Source organism: Nitrospirillum amazonense (assembly GCF_007828045.1).
Taxonomy (GTDB): domain Bacteria; phylum Pseudomonadota; class Alphaproteobacteria; order Azospirillales; family Azospirillaceae; genus Nitrospirillum; species Nitrospirillum amazonense_C.
Genome location: NZ_VITN01000001.1, coordinates 203,790 through 219,929, shown reverse-complemented (window position 1 = coordinate 219,929; position 16,140 = coordinate 203,790). Strand labels below are relative to the sequence as shown.

The window sequence follows — 16,140 nt, the reverse complement described above, 5'->3', positions numbered from 1 at the left end:
TCTCATCCAGCGTACTTCTTCACCACCGCGTACAGAAACTCCCGTCCTTCATAGAGCGATCGCACGCGGATGCGCTCGTTCAGGCCATGGACGCCGCTGCCGTCCGGGTCGCGGAACATGCCGCTGAGGCCGTAGGTGGCGATGCCGGCGGCGTTCAGGAAGCGGCCGTCGGTGGCGCCGGTGGACTGGGTGGGCACCACCGGCACGCCGGGCCACATCTTGGCCGCGACCTCCTTCACCGGGTCCAGCACCATGGGCGTCAGGGCCGGCGGGGGGGAGACGGGGCTGGGCTCGCCCACCGCCGTCACTTTGATGGCGGGATCATCCAGCACCTTGACCAGGGTCTGGCGCACCTCTTCCAGCGGCTGGCCCGGCAGGATGCGGCAGTTGACGTTGGCCTGGGCATGCTGGGGCAGGGCGTTGGGCGCGTGGCCGGCGTTCACCATGGTGGCGACGCAGGTGGTGCGCAGTGTGCTGTTCCAGCCGGGGTCCTGGCTGACGCGCGCGATGGCGGCCGGGTCGGGATTGTCCTTGGTGACGGCCAGCAGGTCGACCCCCACCGGACCGCCGATGACCGGGGCCATGGCGGTGAAATAGGCCTTGGTCACCGGGTTCAGCGCCACCGGGAAATCAAAGGCCGCCAGCCGGTTCAGGCCCGCCGCCAGGTGATAGATGGCGTTGTCCTTGCTGGGCCGGGAGCTGTGGCCGCCGGGGTTGGTCGTCTCCAGCGTGAAGTCCTGGTAGACCTTCTCCCCCGCCTGGATTTCCAGGGCCAGGTACTTGCCGTCCTTGTCCAGCCTGCCGCCGGCCCCCTCGTTCAGGGCGAACTCGGCGTCCACGGCGTCGCGGTTGTGGGCCAGCAGGTAGGCCACGCCGTCGAAGGTGTCGCTGGTCTCCTCGCCGCAGGTCAGCGCCAGCTTGATATCGCGCTTGGGCCGGAAACCTTCCTGGCGCAGGCGGATCAAGAGGTCGGCGAAGACGGCGGCCATGGCCTTGTCGTCGCTGCTGCCGCGCCCGTAGAAATAGCCGTTCTCCTCCACCAGGGTGAAGGGATCGCGCTGCCAATCCTCGCGCTTGGCCTCCACCACGTCGATGTGGGCCAGCAGCAAAAGCGGCTTGGCCGTCTTGTCCGTGCCGGGAAGCACCGCCGCCAGCGCGCCGTCCTTGGGCCGGCCATCCGGCACCAGCACGCGCACATCACTTTTCTTCAAGCCGATGGCGACCAGGCGGTTCGCGATGTTCTGCGCCGCCGCCGTGCAGCTGCCGGCCGACAGCGTGGTGTTGGTCTGCACCAGCTGCTGGTACAGGTTGCGGAAGGCCACCCAGTCGGGCCGGGTCAGGTCAACCTGAATACCTTCCGACTTCGCGGCCTCCGCCGCGCCGGCCGCACCGCCCAGGGGAAGGCTCAGCGCCGCGCCCAATGCCAGCGCCGCCCATCTGCTCGTCTTCTTCATCGCCTGCCGCTTCCAACGTTTATTGTGCGTGGAAGAATAGAGAAGGGCTTCAGCCCCTGGCAAGCGGCCTCCCGTCCCTACCGGTCCAGCGGCCCCGTCCCGCAGCCATCACCCCCGGTCACCGGGTTGCAGCGCGCGGCAACCCCACCTGGCAGGCTGACGACGAAACCGGTGCCGGCTGGTTCCGAGGCGGGATAGTCCGTGCTGATGATCTGCGCCCCGCTGCCCAGCGCCATGTCGCGGCGGCGGGTGTCGATGGCCCGCGCCTCCTTGGTGTCGGCATCGGACCGGGTGCGGACCAGGTAGCCCTGGCGCACCAGGGCGGTGATGGCGTCGCCCGGGCCATCGTTCATCTCGATGAAGGCGGCGTCGGCGTCACCGGGCTGGGCGTTGGTGAAGGCGACGCGGCCCTTCAGGCCGGGATGTCCCTCCAGGTAGCGGGCGGTGACCTTCTTCTGGTCCAGCAGAAAGACGACCTTGCCCCGCGCCGCCTCCAGGCTGGGCCAACCGCGTGTCCGGATGGCGGCGTTCAGGGTCGCGGCATCGCCCCGCACCACGTCGGGGGTGATGATCTCCGCCGCCTTGAACACCGATAGGATCTCCCGGTCGAGGGCGTCCAGGCTGGCCGGTGTCAGCGCCTCCGGCGTTACGGTGGGGAAGGGCAGGGTCTGCGCTTCCTCCTTGGTCTCGATCAGGATGAAGAGGGGAACATGGCCGGGATGGGCCTGCGACCAGGCGCGGATGTCGGCCAGGCACGCGGTGAAGGGTTGGCAGGTGCTGCGGTAGTCCACATCCTCCATGTGCATGACCTTGAAGCCCGGCTTGTCCATGACGTGGTCGGGGTCGAACGGCGGGTCGGCCGGCAGGCCGGCCTTCATCACCAGGCCGGGCCCGGCGGGGTGGGCGTACAGCCCGCCCTTGCTGTCGGCGAAGATGTCCAGTTCCACCTGACGCACCCCGGCCGACAGCTGCGCCGCCAGGGGCTGGTGGCGGTAATCCAGGGCGGCGTACTGTTCAGGATGGCTTTTCTTCCACAACACCGCCTCGCTGGGGGCGATCCCGGCGTGATAGCTGTTGTGGGTGCCAATGACCTGGATCCGGTTCATGGCGATGGCGTTCTCCGGCGCCTTGGTGGCGCAGGCGGTGAGGCCTAGGACGGCGATGGTCAGCGGCAGCAGACGGGGGAAAGGCATGGGAATGGGATCCTCGAAAGTTCGGGCCAAGGCTTAACCGCGAATGGTTTCAAGGCTATGACGGCTGATGCGCGGCGCGGGCTTTGGAGGGGCGGCCGCCGTGGCCGATTCGACACCATGCCGGGCGGTGGCCTGACGCCAGCGGTGGTGGTGGATTGGTGGGAAAACAATTTACAATAGATGCAGCCGGCCGGACGGCCGCGGAACAGAAGGGCGACCTGTTTGATGGCGGGGCCCGGCTTTCATCCATCAAAAATTTGCGCATACTCTCCCCAAAACAGGGGCATACAAGTTGGGAGAGTTACATGGTCAATCGTCGCCAGTTCCTGGCCGGCAGTTCCGCTGCCGTCGCCTTGTCCTCAGCCCTGCCCGCGTGGGCGCAAACGTCCACCCCCAGTGGCATCCCCTCCGGCATCCCGTCCGGCGCGGGCGCCTCCCTGACCGCCTTGCTGGAAACCTTCTTCCAGGAGGATTTGCGGCGCCGGCCCGAGGCCGCGACCAACCTGGGCCTGGACACCGGAGAGCTGGCGGGATTGCGCAGCCGTCTGGGCGACCGCTCGGCCGCCGGCCAGGCGGCGGAACGTGAGGCCGCCGCCAGCCAGATGCGCCGCCTGGCGGGCATCGACCGCCGCAGCCTGAGCGGTATCGACGCCGTGAATTACGATTGTGTCGCCTACGTCCTGTCCAACCGGCTGGAAACCTACAAGCGTTTCGATTTCGGCCGGCCGGGCGAACGCTCCCCCTATGCCATCAGCCAGCTGACCGGCTGCTACCAGTCCACCCCCACCTTCCTGGACACCAAGCACCCCATCGCCACCCACGACGACGCCGAGGCCTACCTTTCGCGGCTGGAGGCCTTCGCCGCCGCGCTGGATCAGGATACCGAGCGCCTCGACCATGACCGGGGCGCGGGCGTGGTGGCGCCGGACTTCCTGCTGGACACGACCCTGACCCAGATGCGCGCCCTGCGGGTCGACGCCGACAAGTCGGACCTGGTGTCCTCCGTCGCCAGGCGGGCCAAGGCCAAGGGCATCGAGGGTGACTGGGCCGGCCGGGCCGCCGGCATTTACACATCCAAGGTGCTGCCGGCCCTGGACCGTCAGATCGCGGCGGTGGAGGACGCGCGCAGGCAGGCGACGCACGACGCCGGTGTCTGGCACGTCAAGGACGGCGACGCCTGGTATGTCGACGGCCTGCGCGCCAACACTACCACCACCCTGTCGCCGGACGAGGTGCACAAGATTGGCCTGGACCAGGGCCGGGAGATCACCGCCCGCCTGGATGCCGTGCTGAAGGCGCAAGGGCTGAGCCAAGGCACGGTGGGCCAGCGCATCAAGGCCTTGTACCAGGACCCCGCTTCCTTCTATCCGAAGACCGAGGAGGGCAAGGCCCAGCTGATCGCCGACCTGGGCGTGCGCCTGGCTGATGTGGTCGGCCACCTGCCCAAATATTTCTCCACCCTGCCCAAGGCCAAGGCGGAGGTGAAGCCGGTACCGGCGCAGATCGACGCGGGCGCGCCGCTGGCCTACTACCAGTCGCCCTCGCTGGACGGCAAGCGGCCGGCCACCATCTACTTCAACCTGCACGACACCGGCGAATGGCCCAAATGGGCGCTGCCCTCCACCCTTTACCACGAGGGCATCCCCGGCCATCATCTGCAGGTCGCCCTGGCGCAGGAGACGGCGGGCATCCCCCGCTACCGCTCCAACATGTTCTTCTCCGGCTATGGCGAGGGCTGGGCCCTGTATGCCGAGCAGCTGGCCGATGAGATGGGCATGTATGAGAAGGAACCCATGGGCCGCATCGGCTACCTGAAGTTCCTGCTGTTCCGCGCCGGCCGCTGCGTCATCGACACCGGGATGCACCACAAGCGGTGGACGCGGGAGCAGGCGGTCAAATACATGGTGGACCTGACGGGCGACACCGAAAGCGCCATGACGCGGGAGACCGACCGTTATTGCGCCTGGCCGGGCCAGGCCTGCAGCTACAAGATCGGCCATACCATGTGGGTGCGCCTGCGCGACCAGGCGAAAAAGGAATTGGGGCCGAAGTTCGACATCCGCGAATTCCACCATGCCGGCCTGTCATCCGGCAGCATGCCGCTGGACGTGCTGTCCCTGGTCATCCGTGATTACATCACGGCGCGCCGGGCGGCTTGAGTCCGGAAAAGGGGCCCCGGGTCGGCCGGGCGCCCCTTCCTGTCAGAACCAGGCGCGTTTGCCGCGCACGTACACCGCCTCGAATTCCTCATCCGACTTCACGATGTAGAGAATGGCCTCGATCAGGGCGAGCAGGCCGATGATGACCGACGGGATGCCCAGCAGGATGAAGCCGAACAGGAACACCAGCAGCATGATGATGCCAGCAGTGTTGTAGCCCAGATAGAATTTATGGATACCGAAGGTGCCAAGGAAGAAGGCCAGCAGGGAGGCCACCAGCTTGTTCTTTTCAGCCGGCGCGGACGCCACGGCGTAGATCTGCTGGGCGACACCGTCGATGCCCATGAAGTCTACCTTGCGGCCGTTCGCCGGCTCCGTCTCCGACCGCCAGTCAGAGCGGCTGAAGGTATAGCGTTGTCCGTCGGCGCCGCTGATGATGCCGTCGCCGGTCTGCGCGGAATAAGACAGAATGGTCCCCAGCATTATTCCCCAACCCCATGCCTGTTTGGCCAGCGACCCATGGCTGGCATCCCTAGGTAGAATAACGGGATGCGATGCCAAAGGGAAAGGCGCCTGATGCACAGATTTGGCTGCGAGGCGTGCGGACGTGACGGTGGCTGACGAAACGGCAGGGGGGATACGCGCGGCGCCTCCTCCTGCGGGATTGGCGCTGTCCGCAGAAGGATGACACCATCAAGGCTCAGTTCGCGGCGGTTTCCACCGTCGGTACCGTTTCCGACCCGCCCAGCACCTTGAACAGGGTGACCCGGTTTTCCAGCAGCGATAGCTGCACGGAAATGCGGTTCTGCTGGGCGCTGTACAGGCTGCGCTGGGCGTCCAGCAGGGTCAGGAAGCTGTCGATGCCCCGGTCATAGCGCTTGTTCGACAGGTCGTAGGTTAGCTGGGTGGATTTCACCAGCGAGGTCTGGGCCGCCAGCTGGCGGTCCAGGGTGCCCCGGGCGGCCAGCGCGTCCGACACCTCGCGGAAGGCGGTCTGCACCGCCTTCTCATAGTTGGCCACGTCGATGTCGCGATTGGCCTTGGCGATGTCCAGGTTGGCCTGGTTCTTCCCATTGTCGAAGAGGGGCAGGCTGATGCTGGGGCCGAAGCTCCAGGCGCTGCTGCCCGGCGCGAACAGGTCGGTCAGGCCGGCGCTGGCGGTGCCGTAGCTGCCGGTCAGCGTGATCTGGGGGAAGAAGGCGGTGCGGGCGGCGCCGATGTTGGCGTTGGCCGCCTTCAGCGTGTATTCCGCCTGGCGGATGTCCGGGCGACGCAGCATCAGGTCCGCCGGCAGGCCTGCGGGCAGGTCGCCCAGGACGTCCTGGTCGTCAAGGCTGGCGCCCTCGATCTCCGCGTCGGTCAGGGGCGCCCCGACCAGCAGTTCCAGGGCGTTGCGGTCCTGGGCCACCAGGCGGGTGTACTGCTCCAGGTTGGCGCGGGCGGTATCGACGGAGGTCTGCGACTGCGCCAGGTCCAGGGCCGAGCTGCTGCCCCGGTCGAACATGCGCTTGTTGCGGTCGTACGTCGCCTCCTCGGTGCGCAGCGTGTCTTGCGTCAGGGCCAGCAACTGGCGGTCCGACACCAGGGTCAGGTAGGCGTTGGCCACTTCCGCGATCAGGGACAGGCGGGTGCCCGCCGTGGCCTCGGTCGTCGCCAGGTACTGTTCCAGCGCCTGCTGCGACAGGCTGTGCACCCGGCCGAACAGGTCCAGCTCGTACGAGGTGACGCCCACCTGGGCCTGGCTGGAATTGTAGGTGACGCCCTTGGTGCTGGATCCGGATGCGCCTGCGGACGCCCCTTGCGCCCCCAGGGCCGAGATGGGCGTGCGGGCGCGGGTGGTGCTGCCGCTCAGGTTCAGCTGCGGCAGGGTGGCCGCATCCTGGACGCGGTATGTCGCCCGCGCCACCTCGATGTTCAGCAAGGCCACGCGCAGGTCGCGGTTGTTCTCCAGCGACTTGGCGATCAGGGCTTGCAGCCGGGGGCCGCGGAACACGGCCTTCCAACTGTCGGGACCCTGCAGGGGCGACGGCGCGCCGGCTGCCCCCGCCGGTTCATACGCCTGGCCGGTGGGCCAGGCGTTGGGGACGGGGCTTTGCGGCCGGGTGTAGTCCGGTGCCAGGGAACAGGCCCCCAGTGAGGCGGTGGTCAGCAGCAGGGCGGTGAAGGCCGCGATGCGCTTGGGGATCGAATACACGGTCATCACGGATGTCCTGCGGTGTCGTGACCCTGGGCGGCAGGGGTGGGCGTACCCGGGGAGGGTCGCTTGCCGAAGCGCCGGAGGACCGAGACGAAGAAGACGGGGACGAAGAAGATGGCGAGGAAGGTGGCCGACAGCATGCCGCCCATCACGCCCACGCCGATGGCGTTCTGCCCGCCCGAGCCGGCGCCGTTGGCCACGGCCAGCGGCAGCACGCCCAGGATGAAGGCGAAGGACGTCATCAGGATCGGGCGCAGACGCTGCTTGGCGGCGATGGTCACCGCGTCGATCAGCTCATGCCCGGCCTCATACTGTTCCTTGGCGAACTCTACGATCAGGATGGCGTTCTTGGCGGCCAGCCCGATGGTCGTCAGCAGACCGACCTGGAAGTAGACGTCGTTGCTGAGGCCCCGCAGCGTGGCCGCCAACACCGCGCCGATGACGCCCAGGGGCACCACCAGCATGACGGCGAAGGGGATGGACCAGCTTTCATACAGGGCCGCCAGGCAGAGGAAGACGATGGCCAGGGAGATGCCGTAGAGGGCGGGGGCCTGAGAGCCGGCCAGCCGTTCTTCGTATGACAGGCCCGTCCATTCGAAGCCGAAGCCCGTCGGCAGCTTGGCTGCCAGCTTTTCCATCTCCGCCATGGCCTGGCCAGTGGTGTGACCGGGGGCGGGCACGCCCTGGATGTCGCGCGACGACACGCCGTTGTAGCGCTCCAACTGGGGCGAGCCGTATTCCCAATAGGCGGTGGTGAAGGTGGAGAAGGGCACCATCTGGTTGGTCGACCCGCGCACGTACCAGCGGTTAATGTCGCCGGGCAGCATGCGGAAGGGCGCGTCCGCCTGGGCGTAGACCTTCTTGACGCGGCCCTTGTCGATGAAATCGTTGACGTAGGACGAGCCCCAGGCGGTGCTGAGCGTGGTGTTGATGTCGCTGATGGACAGGCCCAGCGCTTCCGCCTTGGTCTGGTCGACCTTGACGCGCAGCTGCGGCACATCCTCCAGCCCGTTGGGGCGGACCTGCGCCAGGATGGGGCTCTGCGCCGCCATGCCCAGCAGCTGGTTGCGCGCGGCCATCAGCTTCTCATGGCCCAGGCTGGCCCGGTCCACCAGTTCGAAATCGAAGCCGGTGGCGTTGCCCAGTTCCAGCACGGCGGGCGGCGTCAGGGTGTAGATCGAGGCGTCGCGGTAGGCCGCCAGCTTCATCATGGCGCGTTGGGCGATGGCGCCGGCCCGCTGCTCCGGCCTGGACCGCTCCGACCAGTCGCGCAGGTTCACGAAGGCGAAGGCGGAGTTCTGGCCGCGGCCGGCGAAGCTGAAGCCCACCACCGTGAACAGGCCCTTCACGTTATCCTTTTCGTCCTCCAGGAAGTGCTTCTCCATGGCCTTCGCGGCGGCCAGCGTGCGCTCGGCGGTGGCGCCGGGCGGGGTGGAGGCCTGGACGAACAGGAAGCCCTGGTCCTCGTCCGGCAGGAAGGCGGTGGGCAGGCGCACGAACAGCAGGACCAGGCCGACGACGATGACGCCATAGACCAGCAGATAGCGCAGCGTGCGCCGGCTGACATGACCCACGGCGCGGCCGTAGGCCTCGCTGGTGCGGTTGAAGCCGCGGTTGAACCAGCCGAAGGGGCCGCTTTCCTTGGCGCCGCCGCCGTGATGGGCGGTGGGCTTCAGCAGGGTGGCGCACAGGGCCGGGGTCAGGATCAGGGCCACCAGCACCGACAGGCCCATGGCCGATACGATGGTCAGCGAGAACTGGCGGTAGATGGCACCGGTGGAGCCGGAGAAGAAGGCCATGGGCACGAACACGGCCGACAGCACCATGGCGATGCCCACCAGGGCGCCGGTGATCTGGCCCATGGATTTGCGCGTGGCCTCGCGGGGGGACAGCCCCTCTTCCGCCATCACGCGCTCCACGTTCTCCACCACCACGATGGCGTCGTCGACCAGCAGGCCGATGGCCAGCACCATGGCGAACATGGTCAGGGTGTTGATGCTGAAGCCGCAGGCCGACAGCACGCCGAAGGTGCCCAGCAGCACCACCGGGACGGCGATGGTGGGGATCAGCGTGGCGCGCCAGCTCTGCAGGAAGACGAACATGACGATGAAGACCAGGACGACGGCCTCGGCCAGCGTCTCGACCACGTCATGGATGGACAGGCGCACGAAGGGCGTCGTGTCGTAGGGGTAGGAGACCTCCAGGCCCTCGGGGAAGAAGGGCTTCATCTCGTCCAGCTTGGCGATGATGGCCTTTTCCACCTGCAGGGCGTTGGCCCCCGTGGTCAGCTTGATGGCCAAGCCGGCGGCCGGATGGCCGTTGAAGCGGGCCGCGACCTCATAGTTGTTGCTGCCCAGCTCCACCCGCGCCACGTCGCGCAGGCGCACCTGCGATCCGTCCTGGTTCACGCGCAGGATGATGTTGGAAAACTCCTCCGGCGTCTCCAGGCGGGTCTGGGCGATGATGGTGGCGTTCAGCTGCTGGCCCTTTACGGCGGGCAGGCCGCCCACCTGGCCGGCGGAGATGGCCTTGTTCTGCACGCCGATGGCGCCGGTCACGTCCGCCGCCGTCATCTGCACGGCCGCCAGCTTGTTCGGGTCCAGCCAGATGCGCATGGCGTGCTGCGGCCCGAACAGGGTGATGTCGCCCACGCCGTCCACGCGACTGATGGGGTCCTGCAGGTTGGACGCGACGAAGTCGCCGATTTCCGTCTCACCCAGCTGGCCGCTGGGGGAATAGAAGGCCAGCACCATCAGGAAGTTCTTGGCGGCCTTGCTGACCTGCACGCCCTGCTGCTGCACCTCGGTGGGCAGCAGCGGCGTGGCCAGCTGCAGCTTGTTCTGCACCTGCACCTGGGCGATGTCGGGATCGGCCTCAGGGTTGAAGGTCAGGGTGATGGTGACGTTGCCCGAGCTGTCGCTGGTGGAGGACATGTAGCGCAGATGATCGATGCCGTTCATCTTCTGCTCGATCACCTGGGTGACCGTGTCTTCCAGCGTCTTGGCCGAGGCGCCCGGATATGTCGTGCTGATGGCCACCGACGGCGGGGCGATGCGGGGGAACTGCTCGATGGGCAGGGTGTAGATGGCCAGCGCGCCCGCCATCATGATGACGATGGCGATGACCCAGGCGAACACGGGCCTGTCGATGAAGAACTTGGACATGGGGATGGCCCTGCCTTACAGCGGCTGCGGGGTGGCGGGGGCGGCCGCCTGGGGCTTCGCCTCGTCCGCCTTGACGTCCGCGCCGGGTCGCAGGCGCTGCAGGCCTTCCACCACCACGCGATCACCGGCGTTCAGCCCGCCGGTCACCACCCACTTGTCGCCCTGGGCCTGGGTGGTGGTGATGGGGCGGATGGCAGCCTTGTTGTCCTGGCCCACCACCCAGACGGTGGTGCTGTCGTCGCCGCCGCGCACCACGGCCTGCTGCGGCACCAGCATGGCCTGGTCGCGCACGCCCTCCTCCACCCGCGCCCGCACGAACAGGCCCGGCAGCAGCTCGGCCTTGGGGTTGGGCACGGTGGCGCGCAGGGTGACCATGCCGGTGGTCTGGTCCACGGTCACGTCGGCGAACTGCAGGCGGCCAGGCTCGCCATAGGGCTTGTCGCCCAAGCCGTCGATCAGCAGGCTGATGGGCGCGTCGCCCGCCGTGGCGCCCTTCACATGGCCGGCGGCGATCTCCTGCCGCAAGCGCATCAGGTCGATGCTGGACTGGGTGACGTCGACATACATCGGGTCCAGCTGCTGCACGGTGGCCAGCGCGGTGGTCTGGTCGGCCGTGACCAGGGCGCCCTCCGTCACGGTGGAGCGGCCGACGCGGCCGCTGATGGGGGAGTAGACGCGGGTGTAGTCCAGGTTGATCTGGGCCGTCTTGACCTGGGCCCGGGCGGCGTCCACCGCCGCCTGGTCGGTGGCCAGGCTGGCCGTGATGTCGTCGTAATCCTGCTTGGACACGGCGTTGACCGTCACCAGGTCGCTGTAGCGCTCCGCCTTGGCCTTGACCGACTTCACGGTGGCCTCCGCCTGGGCCAGGCTGGCCTTGGCGCTGGCCAGCGCCGCCTCATAGGGGGCGGGGTCGATCTGGTACAGCTGCTGGCCGGCCTTGACCTCGCCGCCCTCGGTGAACAGCCGCTTCAGGATCACGCCGCTGACCTGCGGCCGCACCTCCGCCACGCGGAAGGCCGAGGTGCGGCCGGTCAGCTCGGTCGACAGGGTCACGGGCTGCGGCGTCACGGTGACGACGCCCACCGAAATGGGCCCCTGCGGGGGCGGCGCCTGCTTTTTCTCACCGCAACCGGCCAGCGCCACCGCCGCCACCGACAGCGTCGCCACCAAGGCCACCCTAGGAATAGTGAGCGTCATCAAATGCCTCTTCCACCGAAAGCCAGCCCCGCCCTCCCGCCCCGTCCAGGTGGCGGCCGAAACGCGTTTCAGCCGGGACAACCTGGGGGTGGTAAGGGAACGGGGAAAAAGATAGGCAAGAGTGCAAGGAACGGAAGCCCCGCCCTTGCCTGAGGGTGATTACGTACTGTATCATACAGTACAGTCCTGTGACGGGCGTCACCGGGGCCTTTGATTAAGCTATGAAATAACGATGACCATGCCCGCCAGCGCCCCCTTACCCACCTTGACCGATATATCCGATGCGCCGACCCAGGCGTCCCCGGCCGCCGATGCGACGCCCGCCCCCAAGTTGGCCGCCCCCAAGCTGGGCCGCCGGGCGGAGGCGCGGCGCATCGCCATGATGGACGCCGCGCTGAAGGTCTTCATGGAAAAGGGGTTCGAGCGCACGACCCTGGGTGACATCGTGGCCCTGTCCGGTGGATCCCGCGCCACCCTTTATGAGCTGTTCGGCGGCAAGGAGGGGCTGTTCCTGGCGGTGCTGGAGGTGGTGACCGGCCACATCAGCCAACTGATGAACGACATCGCCGAAAGCTGCGGACCGCCGCAAGAGGTGCTGCTTCAGTTCGGCACCTCCCTGCTGGAGGCGCTGGTCCAGCCCGACGTCATGGCCATGATGCGTATCCTGGTGGCCGAGGGGCGGCTGTTTCCGGACCAGTTGGAAGGCTTCTTCCGCACCGGCCCCGATCAGTCGCGCGACAAGGTGGCGAACTATCTGCGCCGCGCGGCCGACCAGGGGCTGATCGTGGTGGAGGACTCCGTCACTGCCGCCCACATCTTCTTCGGCATGGTCACGGCCGGGTATTCGTTCGAGGGCCAGATCAACCCGGCCCGCCTGGGAGATGCCGCGTATCGCCGCAGTTATGTCGAACAGGTAGTACACCTGTTCCTGAACGGCCTGCGGCCGCCCCGGTGAGGTCATGCCAGCGGCACGAGATTTTGACTCGTGCCGCTGTAGGACGCGGCTGCGTCCGCCGGAAACTGGAAAGGCCAGGCCAGCGGATCCTGGCGCCCGCGTGAGGGGCATTTGGGGCGGTCACAATCAAATGCCACTCTAACCAGCGCGCTTAACCGTGAGTGACACACATATCGCTTGAAATTAGCACGACCGGTCGTATTATCGCGGACTATGAAGGGAAGCGAAACCAGGGAGCGGCTGCTCCAAATCGGGTTGGACCAAATGAGCGTTCGTGGTCTTGGCGGCCTGACGCTGGGCCAGCTCGCCACTGCTTCCGGCCTCTCGAAAAGTGGACTGTTTGCGCATTTCCGATCAAAGGAGCAACTCCAGATCGATCTGCTCAATGAGGTGACGCAGGCCGCCTCGCGCGTCGTCGTCGGTCCGGCCATGCTTGCGGCCGAAGGGCTGCCTCGCCTCGTTGCCGTCATGGACCATTGGCTCGGTTGGTCGCGGCGAGCTGGCTTGGCCGGAGGCTGTCCGGTCGCCGCCGCGCTGTTCGAGTTGGACGATGTCGAGGGCGAGGTCCGCGCCCATGCCGCCAAGCTTGAGGAGGAATGGCGAGGGCAGCTCCGCCAACTCGTCTTCGAGGCGAAGCGGCTGTCGCATCTTTCCGGGGAGACGGACGTCGACCAGTTCGTTTGGGAACTTTGCGGCATCTATCTCAGCCATCATGTCTCAAGCCGATTCCTGCGAATGGATGACGCGGACGCCCGCGCCAAAACGGCGGTCAACGCCCTTGTTGAACGGCACCGTCCGCCGGCCGTCCCAGCGATCCAAACCATGGGGGCCTGAACCATGCCCTCGGCCTTTTTCGCGGGCGCGACGGTCCGGCAACTCATTCTTCCCGTGCGCCGCGCCAGCCGCGCCGACATTGCGAACCTCCAACGAGCGGAACAACCCCATGGCGACATCTGTCGCGGTCAATGAAGACCTTACGCTGATCCGCAGGCTCCGCCTTGCTTCCGTCGTCGAGGCAAGCACGCTTCTGACCCTGCTGCTGGTCGCAGTGCCCCTGAAGCACGCCTTAGGCTATGCGATCGCCACCCGGGTCATGGGGCCGGTGCATGGGGCGGCGTTCGTCGCCTATGCATGGTGCGTGACCGTCACGGTCAGCGGCGGCGGCGACTGGACACGGCGGGAACTGGCGCGGTTGATCCTCGCCGCGTTCATCCCATTCGGCGGCTTCGCCAATGCCGGTCTGCTGCGCCGTAAGGAAGCGGCCGCGGCTGCCCAGGTGGGGCGGCGCTGATGGACTATCTTTGGCTGAAGGCCTTGCATGTCGCGGCCGTCCTGATCTTCATCGGCGGTATTTTTGTCCAGGCGACAGGAGTCGCCACCGGCGCCCGCGGCGCAACGGAGACGGTCGGCTTGGTCTCCCGCTGGGATCAGCGGGTCACCCTTCCGGCGATGCTCGTGGTCTGGCTCACGGGCGCGCTGGTTGCCGCCAGCGGCGCTTGGTTTTCGAACCACTGGCTCTGGGCGAAGCTTGTCCTTGTCGTTGCGCTCAGCGGTCTTCACGGCGTCCAGTCGGGCCGTCTGCGGCGTCTGAGGAAGGGCGAGCGCCTCAGGCCGGGCGCCAATTCGTTCCTCGTCTGGATCGCCATCGCCGGCTCTGTGACTGTGATCGCGATCCTGGCGGTGACGAAGCCTTTCTAGAGCAGTCTCCACCGTCGAAGGGGGGCCGGTCAGGTCCAGCTTGGACGGAGGCTTCAGTGCCGGCGGCGCTGCGCCGCTTGGCCCAGTTGGATGAACAGGGCGCCCAGGGCGGCGACGGCGGCGGCGAAGGGCGCGCCGATGAACCACACCATCAGGAAGGTGTACTGCGACACGCCCAGCATCAGCAGGATGACGGCCAACAGGACGATGGCGCCCAGGGCGGCAATGGCCATGGACCAGCTGACGATGGAAAGGCAGGCCACCGTGGGGTCGCTGGTATCGACGCTGACGGTTTCCCCGTCGTCGGTCGGACTGTCACTGGCGCTGCTCATGTCGCCTCCAGTCGTTTTGTCTCCCGTCTATGAAGTTTATCACTCCGCCGCGCGGAATCCAGGGGCTGCCGGCTATCCCTGCGTATGGGTGTAGGTATATTCCGGGGAAGGGTGGCGCGCGATCGGCCTTGGCGTTCCGGTACCGGACGCGGTAGTCATGGGGCGCAGTAGGCTCCGCGCCATTCTTCAACCCCCTTGCCGGATTCCTCGTGACCCGTGTCTGACACAGCTTCCGACGCCACTCTCGCCTCCGGTCCGACCTCGGGTCCCGCCCTGACCGGCCGGGCGGCGGCCATGCGCATGCGGTTGATGCAGGCGGGGGCTGAACTGTTGGGCGAGGTGGGGATCGAGCGCATCTCCACCAACCAGGTCGCCAGCCGCGCCGGCGTGACACCCCCTGTCTTCTACCGCCATTTCAAGGACAAGTATGACCTGCTGGCGGCCCTGGGCAGTACCCTGATGGAGGCCCAGAACGACATCCTCTATGAGTGGCTGGAGCGTAGCGCGCCCGCCGGTTTTGAAGAGCTGATGGGGGCCCATTACCAATTCCTGCTGTCCACCATACAGGCCACGGCCGAGATGCCGGGGGCGGTGTGGATCATGCGGGCGCTGCGCGCCGTGCCCTCGCTGACCGCTGTCCGCCTGGCCTCGCACGAGATGGTCACCGACCGCATCTGCCGCGCCATGGGCCCGCTGTTGCCCGACATGGACCCGGCCGAGTTGCGCCTGCGCACCCGCATCGCCGTGGATGCGGGCTACGCCGCCGTGGAAATGGCGCTGGATGACCCCAGCATGTCGCCCGAAAGCGTCTGCCGCGCCCTGACCCAGATGTGGCTGGGCGGCCTGCGCCACGGGGTGTGAGGCCGCGTGTGAGGCCGCCCGGCACTTAATCCATTATTCCGGCCCATTATCCTGGCATGAAGCGCTCGCGCATCATGGCCATGTAGGTCTCCTCCGACGTCTCGCGGCGGGCGGCGATCAACGGCTTGATGTCGTCCGTCGCCACGTAGCGCAGCTGCTTGGTGCCGTCGGTGGCGGCGGTATAGATCACCTCCGCCACGCCATCCGGTGTGGTGCCGACCAGCGAATTGCGCCAGCCCTCGAAGAAGGCGTCCAGCTTGGCGACGAAGGGGCGGTAGTCGGCGAGATCGGCCTGGGCCCCCGCCTCCGTGCCGCTGCGCGGGCCGAAGTTGGTGCTGGTGACGCCGCCCGGCTCTACCAGCTTCACCGTCACGCCCACGCTGGCCAGCTCGAAGGACAGCGCCTCGGAATAGCCCTCCAGGGCGAACTTGCTGGCGCAGTACAGCGACATCAGGGGCAGGCCGAAGGCGCCCGCGCCGGAACTGATGTTGATGATGGTGCCGGCGCCGTTCGCGCGGAAATGGGGCAGGACGGCCCGGGTCACGTCCATCACGCCGAAGACGTTGACCTCGAACTGTTCGGTTATCTTGGCCACGGGCGTAGCCTCGAATACGCCGAACAGGCCGAAGCCGGCATTGTTCACCAGCGTGTCGATGCGGCCGAAGCGGCGCAGGCCGGCCGCGACGGCGGCGGCGATGCTGTCGCGGTCCTGCACGTCCAGGCGGGTGACCAGCACGTTGTCCAGGGCGGCCAGGCCGGGATCGCGCGCCGGATCGCGCATGGTGGCGATGACGTTCCAGCCGCGCGCGGCGAACAGACGGGCGGCGGTTTCCCCAAAGCCGGAGGAACAGCCGGTGATCAGGACGGTCTTGACCGGGGTGCTGGGGTTGAAGGTGCTCATGGTCTCTTTTCTCCGTGGAACAGGGTCGA

Annotated in this window: 14 protein-coding genes; 6 read left to right on the top strand and 8 right to left on the bottom strand. The window is 67.3% G+C overall.

From position 1 onward, the window contains the following. Positions 1–2 precede the first annotated feature (2 nt). Together FBZ89_RS00865 and FBZ89_RS00860 are read right to left on the bottom strand one after the other, a co-directional pair. Positions 3–1,454, bottom strand: coding sequence for a M20/M25/M40 family metallo-hydrolase (locus tag FBZ89_RS00865; RefSeq protein ID WP_145748148.1), 1,452 nt, complete (start codon positions 1,452–1,454; stop codon positions 3–5). Between the two features lie 77 nt (positions 1,455–1,531). Continuing rightward, positions 1,532–2,647: a phosphatidylinositol-specific phospholipase C1-like protein gene (locus FBZ89_RS00860; protein WP_145748147.1), complete on the bottom strand. Its 1,116-nt coding sequence runs from the start codon at positions 2,645–2,647 to the stop codon at positions 1,532–1,534. A gap of 305 nt (positions 2,648–2,952) precedes the next feature. On the opposite strand from FBZ89_RS00860, the gene FBZ89_RS00855 reads away from it, so the two are divergent. Next, positions 2,953–4,806 carry a DUF885 domain-containing protein gene (locus tag FBZ89_RS00855; RefSeq protein WP_145748146.1) on the top strand — a complete coding sequence of 618 codons (1,854 nt, stop codon included), beginning with the start codon at positions 2,953–2,955 and terminating at the stop codon, positions 4,804–4,806. Between the two features lie 42 nt (positions 4,807–4,848). Here FBZ89_RS00855 and FBZ89_RS00850 read toward each other — a convergent pair whose 3' ends face one another. The 4 genes from FBZ89_RS00850 to FBZ89_RS00835 form a co-directional block, all read right to left on the bottom strand. Further along, complete coding sequence (locus FBZ89_RS00850) at positions 4,849–5,289, bottom strand: TM2 domain-containing protein (protein WP_145748145.1); 441 nt, start codon at positions 5,287–5,289, stop codon at positions 4,849–4,851. A gap of 217 nt (positions 5,290–5,506) precedes the next feature. After that, positions 5,507–7,006 carry an efflux transporter outer membrane subunit gene (locus FBZ89_RS00845; RefSeq protein ID WP_246171966.1) on the bottom strand — a complete coding sequence of 500 codons (1,500 nt, stop codon included), beginning with the start codon at positions 7,004–7,006 and terminating at the stop codon, positions 5,507–5,509. Continuing rightward, the gene (locus tag FBZ89_RS00840; protein ID WP_145748143.1) at positions 7,006–10,167 is read right to left on the bottom strand and encodes an efflux RND transporter permease subunit; all 3,162 of its coding nucleotides are present in this window, start codon (positions 10,165–10,167) and stop codon (positions 7,006–7,008) included. Before FBZ89_RS00840 ends, FBZ89_RS00845 begins: the two co-directional genes overlap by 1 nt. Positions 10,168–10,182: 15 nt before the next feature. After that, positions 10,183–11,364: an efflux RND transporter periplasmic adaptor subunit gene (locus FBZ89_RS00835; RefSeq protein ID WP_145748142.1), complete on the bottom strand. Its 1,182-nt coding sequence runs from the start codon at positions 11,362–11,364 to the stop codon at positions 10,183–10,185. Between the two features lie 232 nt (positions 11,365–11,596). Here FBZ89_RS00835 and FBZ89_RS00830 point away from each other — a divergent pair, with 232 nt between their 5' ends. From FBZ89_RS00830 to FBZ89_RS00815, 4 genes are all read left to right on the top strand, one after another. After that, positions 11,597–12,319, top strand: a complete 723-nt coding sequence (locus tag FBZ89_RS00830; protein WP_145748141.1) for a TetR/AcrR family transcriptional regulator — start codon at positions 11,597–11,599, stop codon at positions 12,317–12,319. Positions 12,320–12,583: 264 nt separating this feature from the next. Then, positions 12,584–13,153, top strand: coding sequence for a TetR/AcrR family transcriptional regulator (locus FBZ89_RS00825; RefSeq protein WP_211115059.1), 570 nt, complete (start codon positions 12,584–12,586; stop codon positions 13,151–13,153). Positions 13,154–13,262: 109 nt separating this feature from the next. After that, on the top strand, positions 13,263–13,610 hold the full coding sequence (locus tag FBZ89_RS00820) for a DUF3817 domain-containing protein (protein ID WP_145748139.1): 348 nt from the start codon (positions 13,263–13,265) through the stop codon (positions 13,608–13,610). Continuing rightward, positions 13,610–14,017 carry a CopD family protein gene (locus FBZ89_RS00815; RefSeq protein ID WP_145748138.1) on the top strand — a complete coding sequence of 136 codons (408 nt, stop codon included), beginning with the start codon at positions 13,610–13,612 and terminating at the stop codon, positions 14,015–14,017. Before FBZ89_RS00820 ends, FBZ89_RS00815 begins: the two co-directional genes overlap by 1 nt. A 53-nt stretch (positions 14,018–14,070) precedes the next feature. On the opposite strand, the gene FBZ89_RS00810 is transcribed toward FBZ89_RS00815, so the two are convergent. After that, positions 14,071–14,349 carry a hypothetical protein gene (locus FBZ89_RS00810; RefSeq protein ID WP_145748137.1) on the bottom strand — a complete coding sequence of 93 codons (279 nt, stop codon included), beginning with the start codon at positions 14,347–14,349 and terminating at the stop codon, positions 14,071–14,073. A gap of 216 nt (positions 14,350–14,565) precedes the next feature. On the opposite strand from FBZ89_RS00810, the gene FBZ89_RS00805 reads away from it, so the two are divergent. Beyond that, positions 14,566–15,210: a TetR/AcrR family transcriptional regulator gene (locus tag FBZ89_RS00805; protein ID WP_145748136.1), complete on the top strand. Its 645-nt coding sequence runs from the start codon at positions 14,566–14,568 to the stop codon at positions 15,208–15,210. 46 nt (positions 15,211–15,256) lie between these two features. Here FBZ89_RS00805 and FBZ89_RS00800 read toward each other — a convergent pair whose 3' ends face one another. Beyond that, on the bottom strand, positions 15,257–16,111 hold the full coding sequence (locus FBZ89_RS00800) for an SDR family oxidoreductase (RefSeq protein ID WP_145748135.1): 855 nt from the start codon (positions 16,109–16,111) through the stop codon (positions 15,257–15,259). Positions 16,112–16,140: the final 29 nt, after the last annotated feature.

Coding starts and splice junctions, on each gene's coding strand:
- FBZ89_RS00865 (WP_145748148.1), bottom strand. CDS start 1,454: ATGAAGAAGACGAGCAGATGGGCGGCGCTGGCATTGGGCGCGGCGCTG.
- FBZ89_RS00860 (WP_145748147.1), bottom strand. CDS start 2,647: ATGCCTTTCCCCCGTCTGCTGCCGCTGACCATCGCCGTCCTAGGCCTC.
- FBZ89_RS00855 (WP_145748146.1), top strand. CDS start 2,953: ATGGTCAATCGTCGCCAGTTCCTGGCCGGCAGTTCCGCTGCCGTCGCC.
- FBZ89_RS00850 (WP_145748145.1), bottom strand. CDS start 5,289: ATGCTGGGGACCATTCTGTCTTATTCCGCGCAGACCGGCGACGGCATC.
- FBZ89_RS00845 (WP_246171966.1), bottom strand. CDS start 7,006: ATGACCGTGTATTCGATCCCCAAGCGCATCGCGGCCTTCACCGCCCTG.
- FBZ89_RS00840 (WP_145748143.1), bottom strand. CDS start 10,167: ATGTCCAAGTTCTTCATCGACAGGCCCGTGTTCGCCTGGGTCATCGCC.
- FBZ89_RS00835 (WP_145748142.1), bottom strand. CDS start 11,364: ATGACGCTCACTATTCCTAGGGTGGCCTTGGTGGCGACGCTGTCGGTG.
- FBZ89_RS00830 (WP_145748141.1), top strand. CDS start 11,597: ATGACCATGCCCGCCAGCGCCCCCTTACCCACCTTGACCGATATATCC.
- FBZ89_RS00825 (WP_211115059.1), top strand. CDS start 12,584: ATGAGCGTTCGTGGTCTTGGCGGCCTGACGCTGGGCCAGCTCGCCACT.
- FBZ89_RS00820 (WP_145748139.1), top strand. CDS start 13,263: ATGGCGACATCTGTCGCGGTCAATGAAGACCTTACGCTGATCCGCAGG.
- FBZ89_RS00815 (WP_145748138.1), top strand. CDS start 13,610: ATGGACTATCTTTGGCTGAAGGCCTTGCATGTCGCGGCCGTCCTGATC.
- FBZ89_RS00810 (WP_145748137.1), bottom strand. CDS start 14,349: ATGAGCAGCGCCAGTGACAGTCCGACCGACGACGGGGAAACCGTCAGC.
- FBZ89_RS00800 (WP_145748135.1), bottom strand. CDS start 16,111: ATGAGCACCTTCAACCCCAGCACCCCGGTCAAGACCGTCCTGATCACC.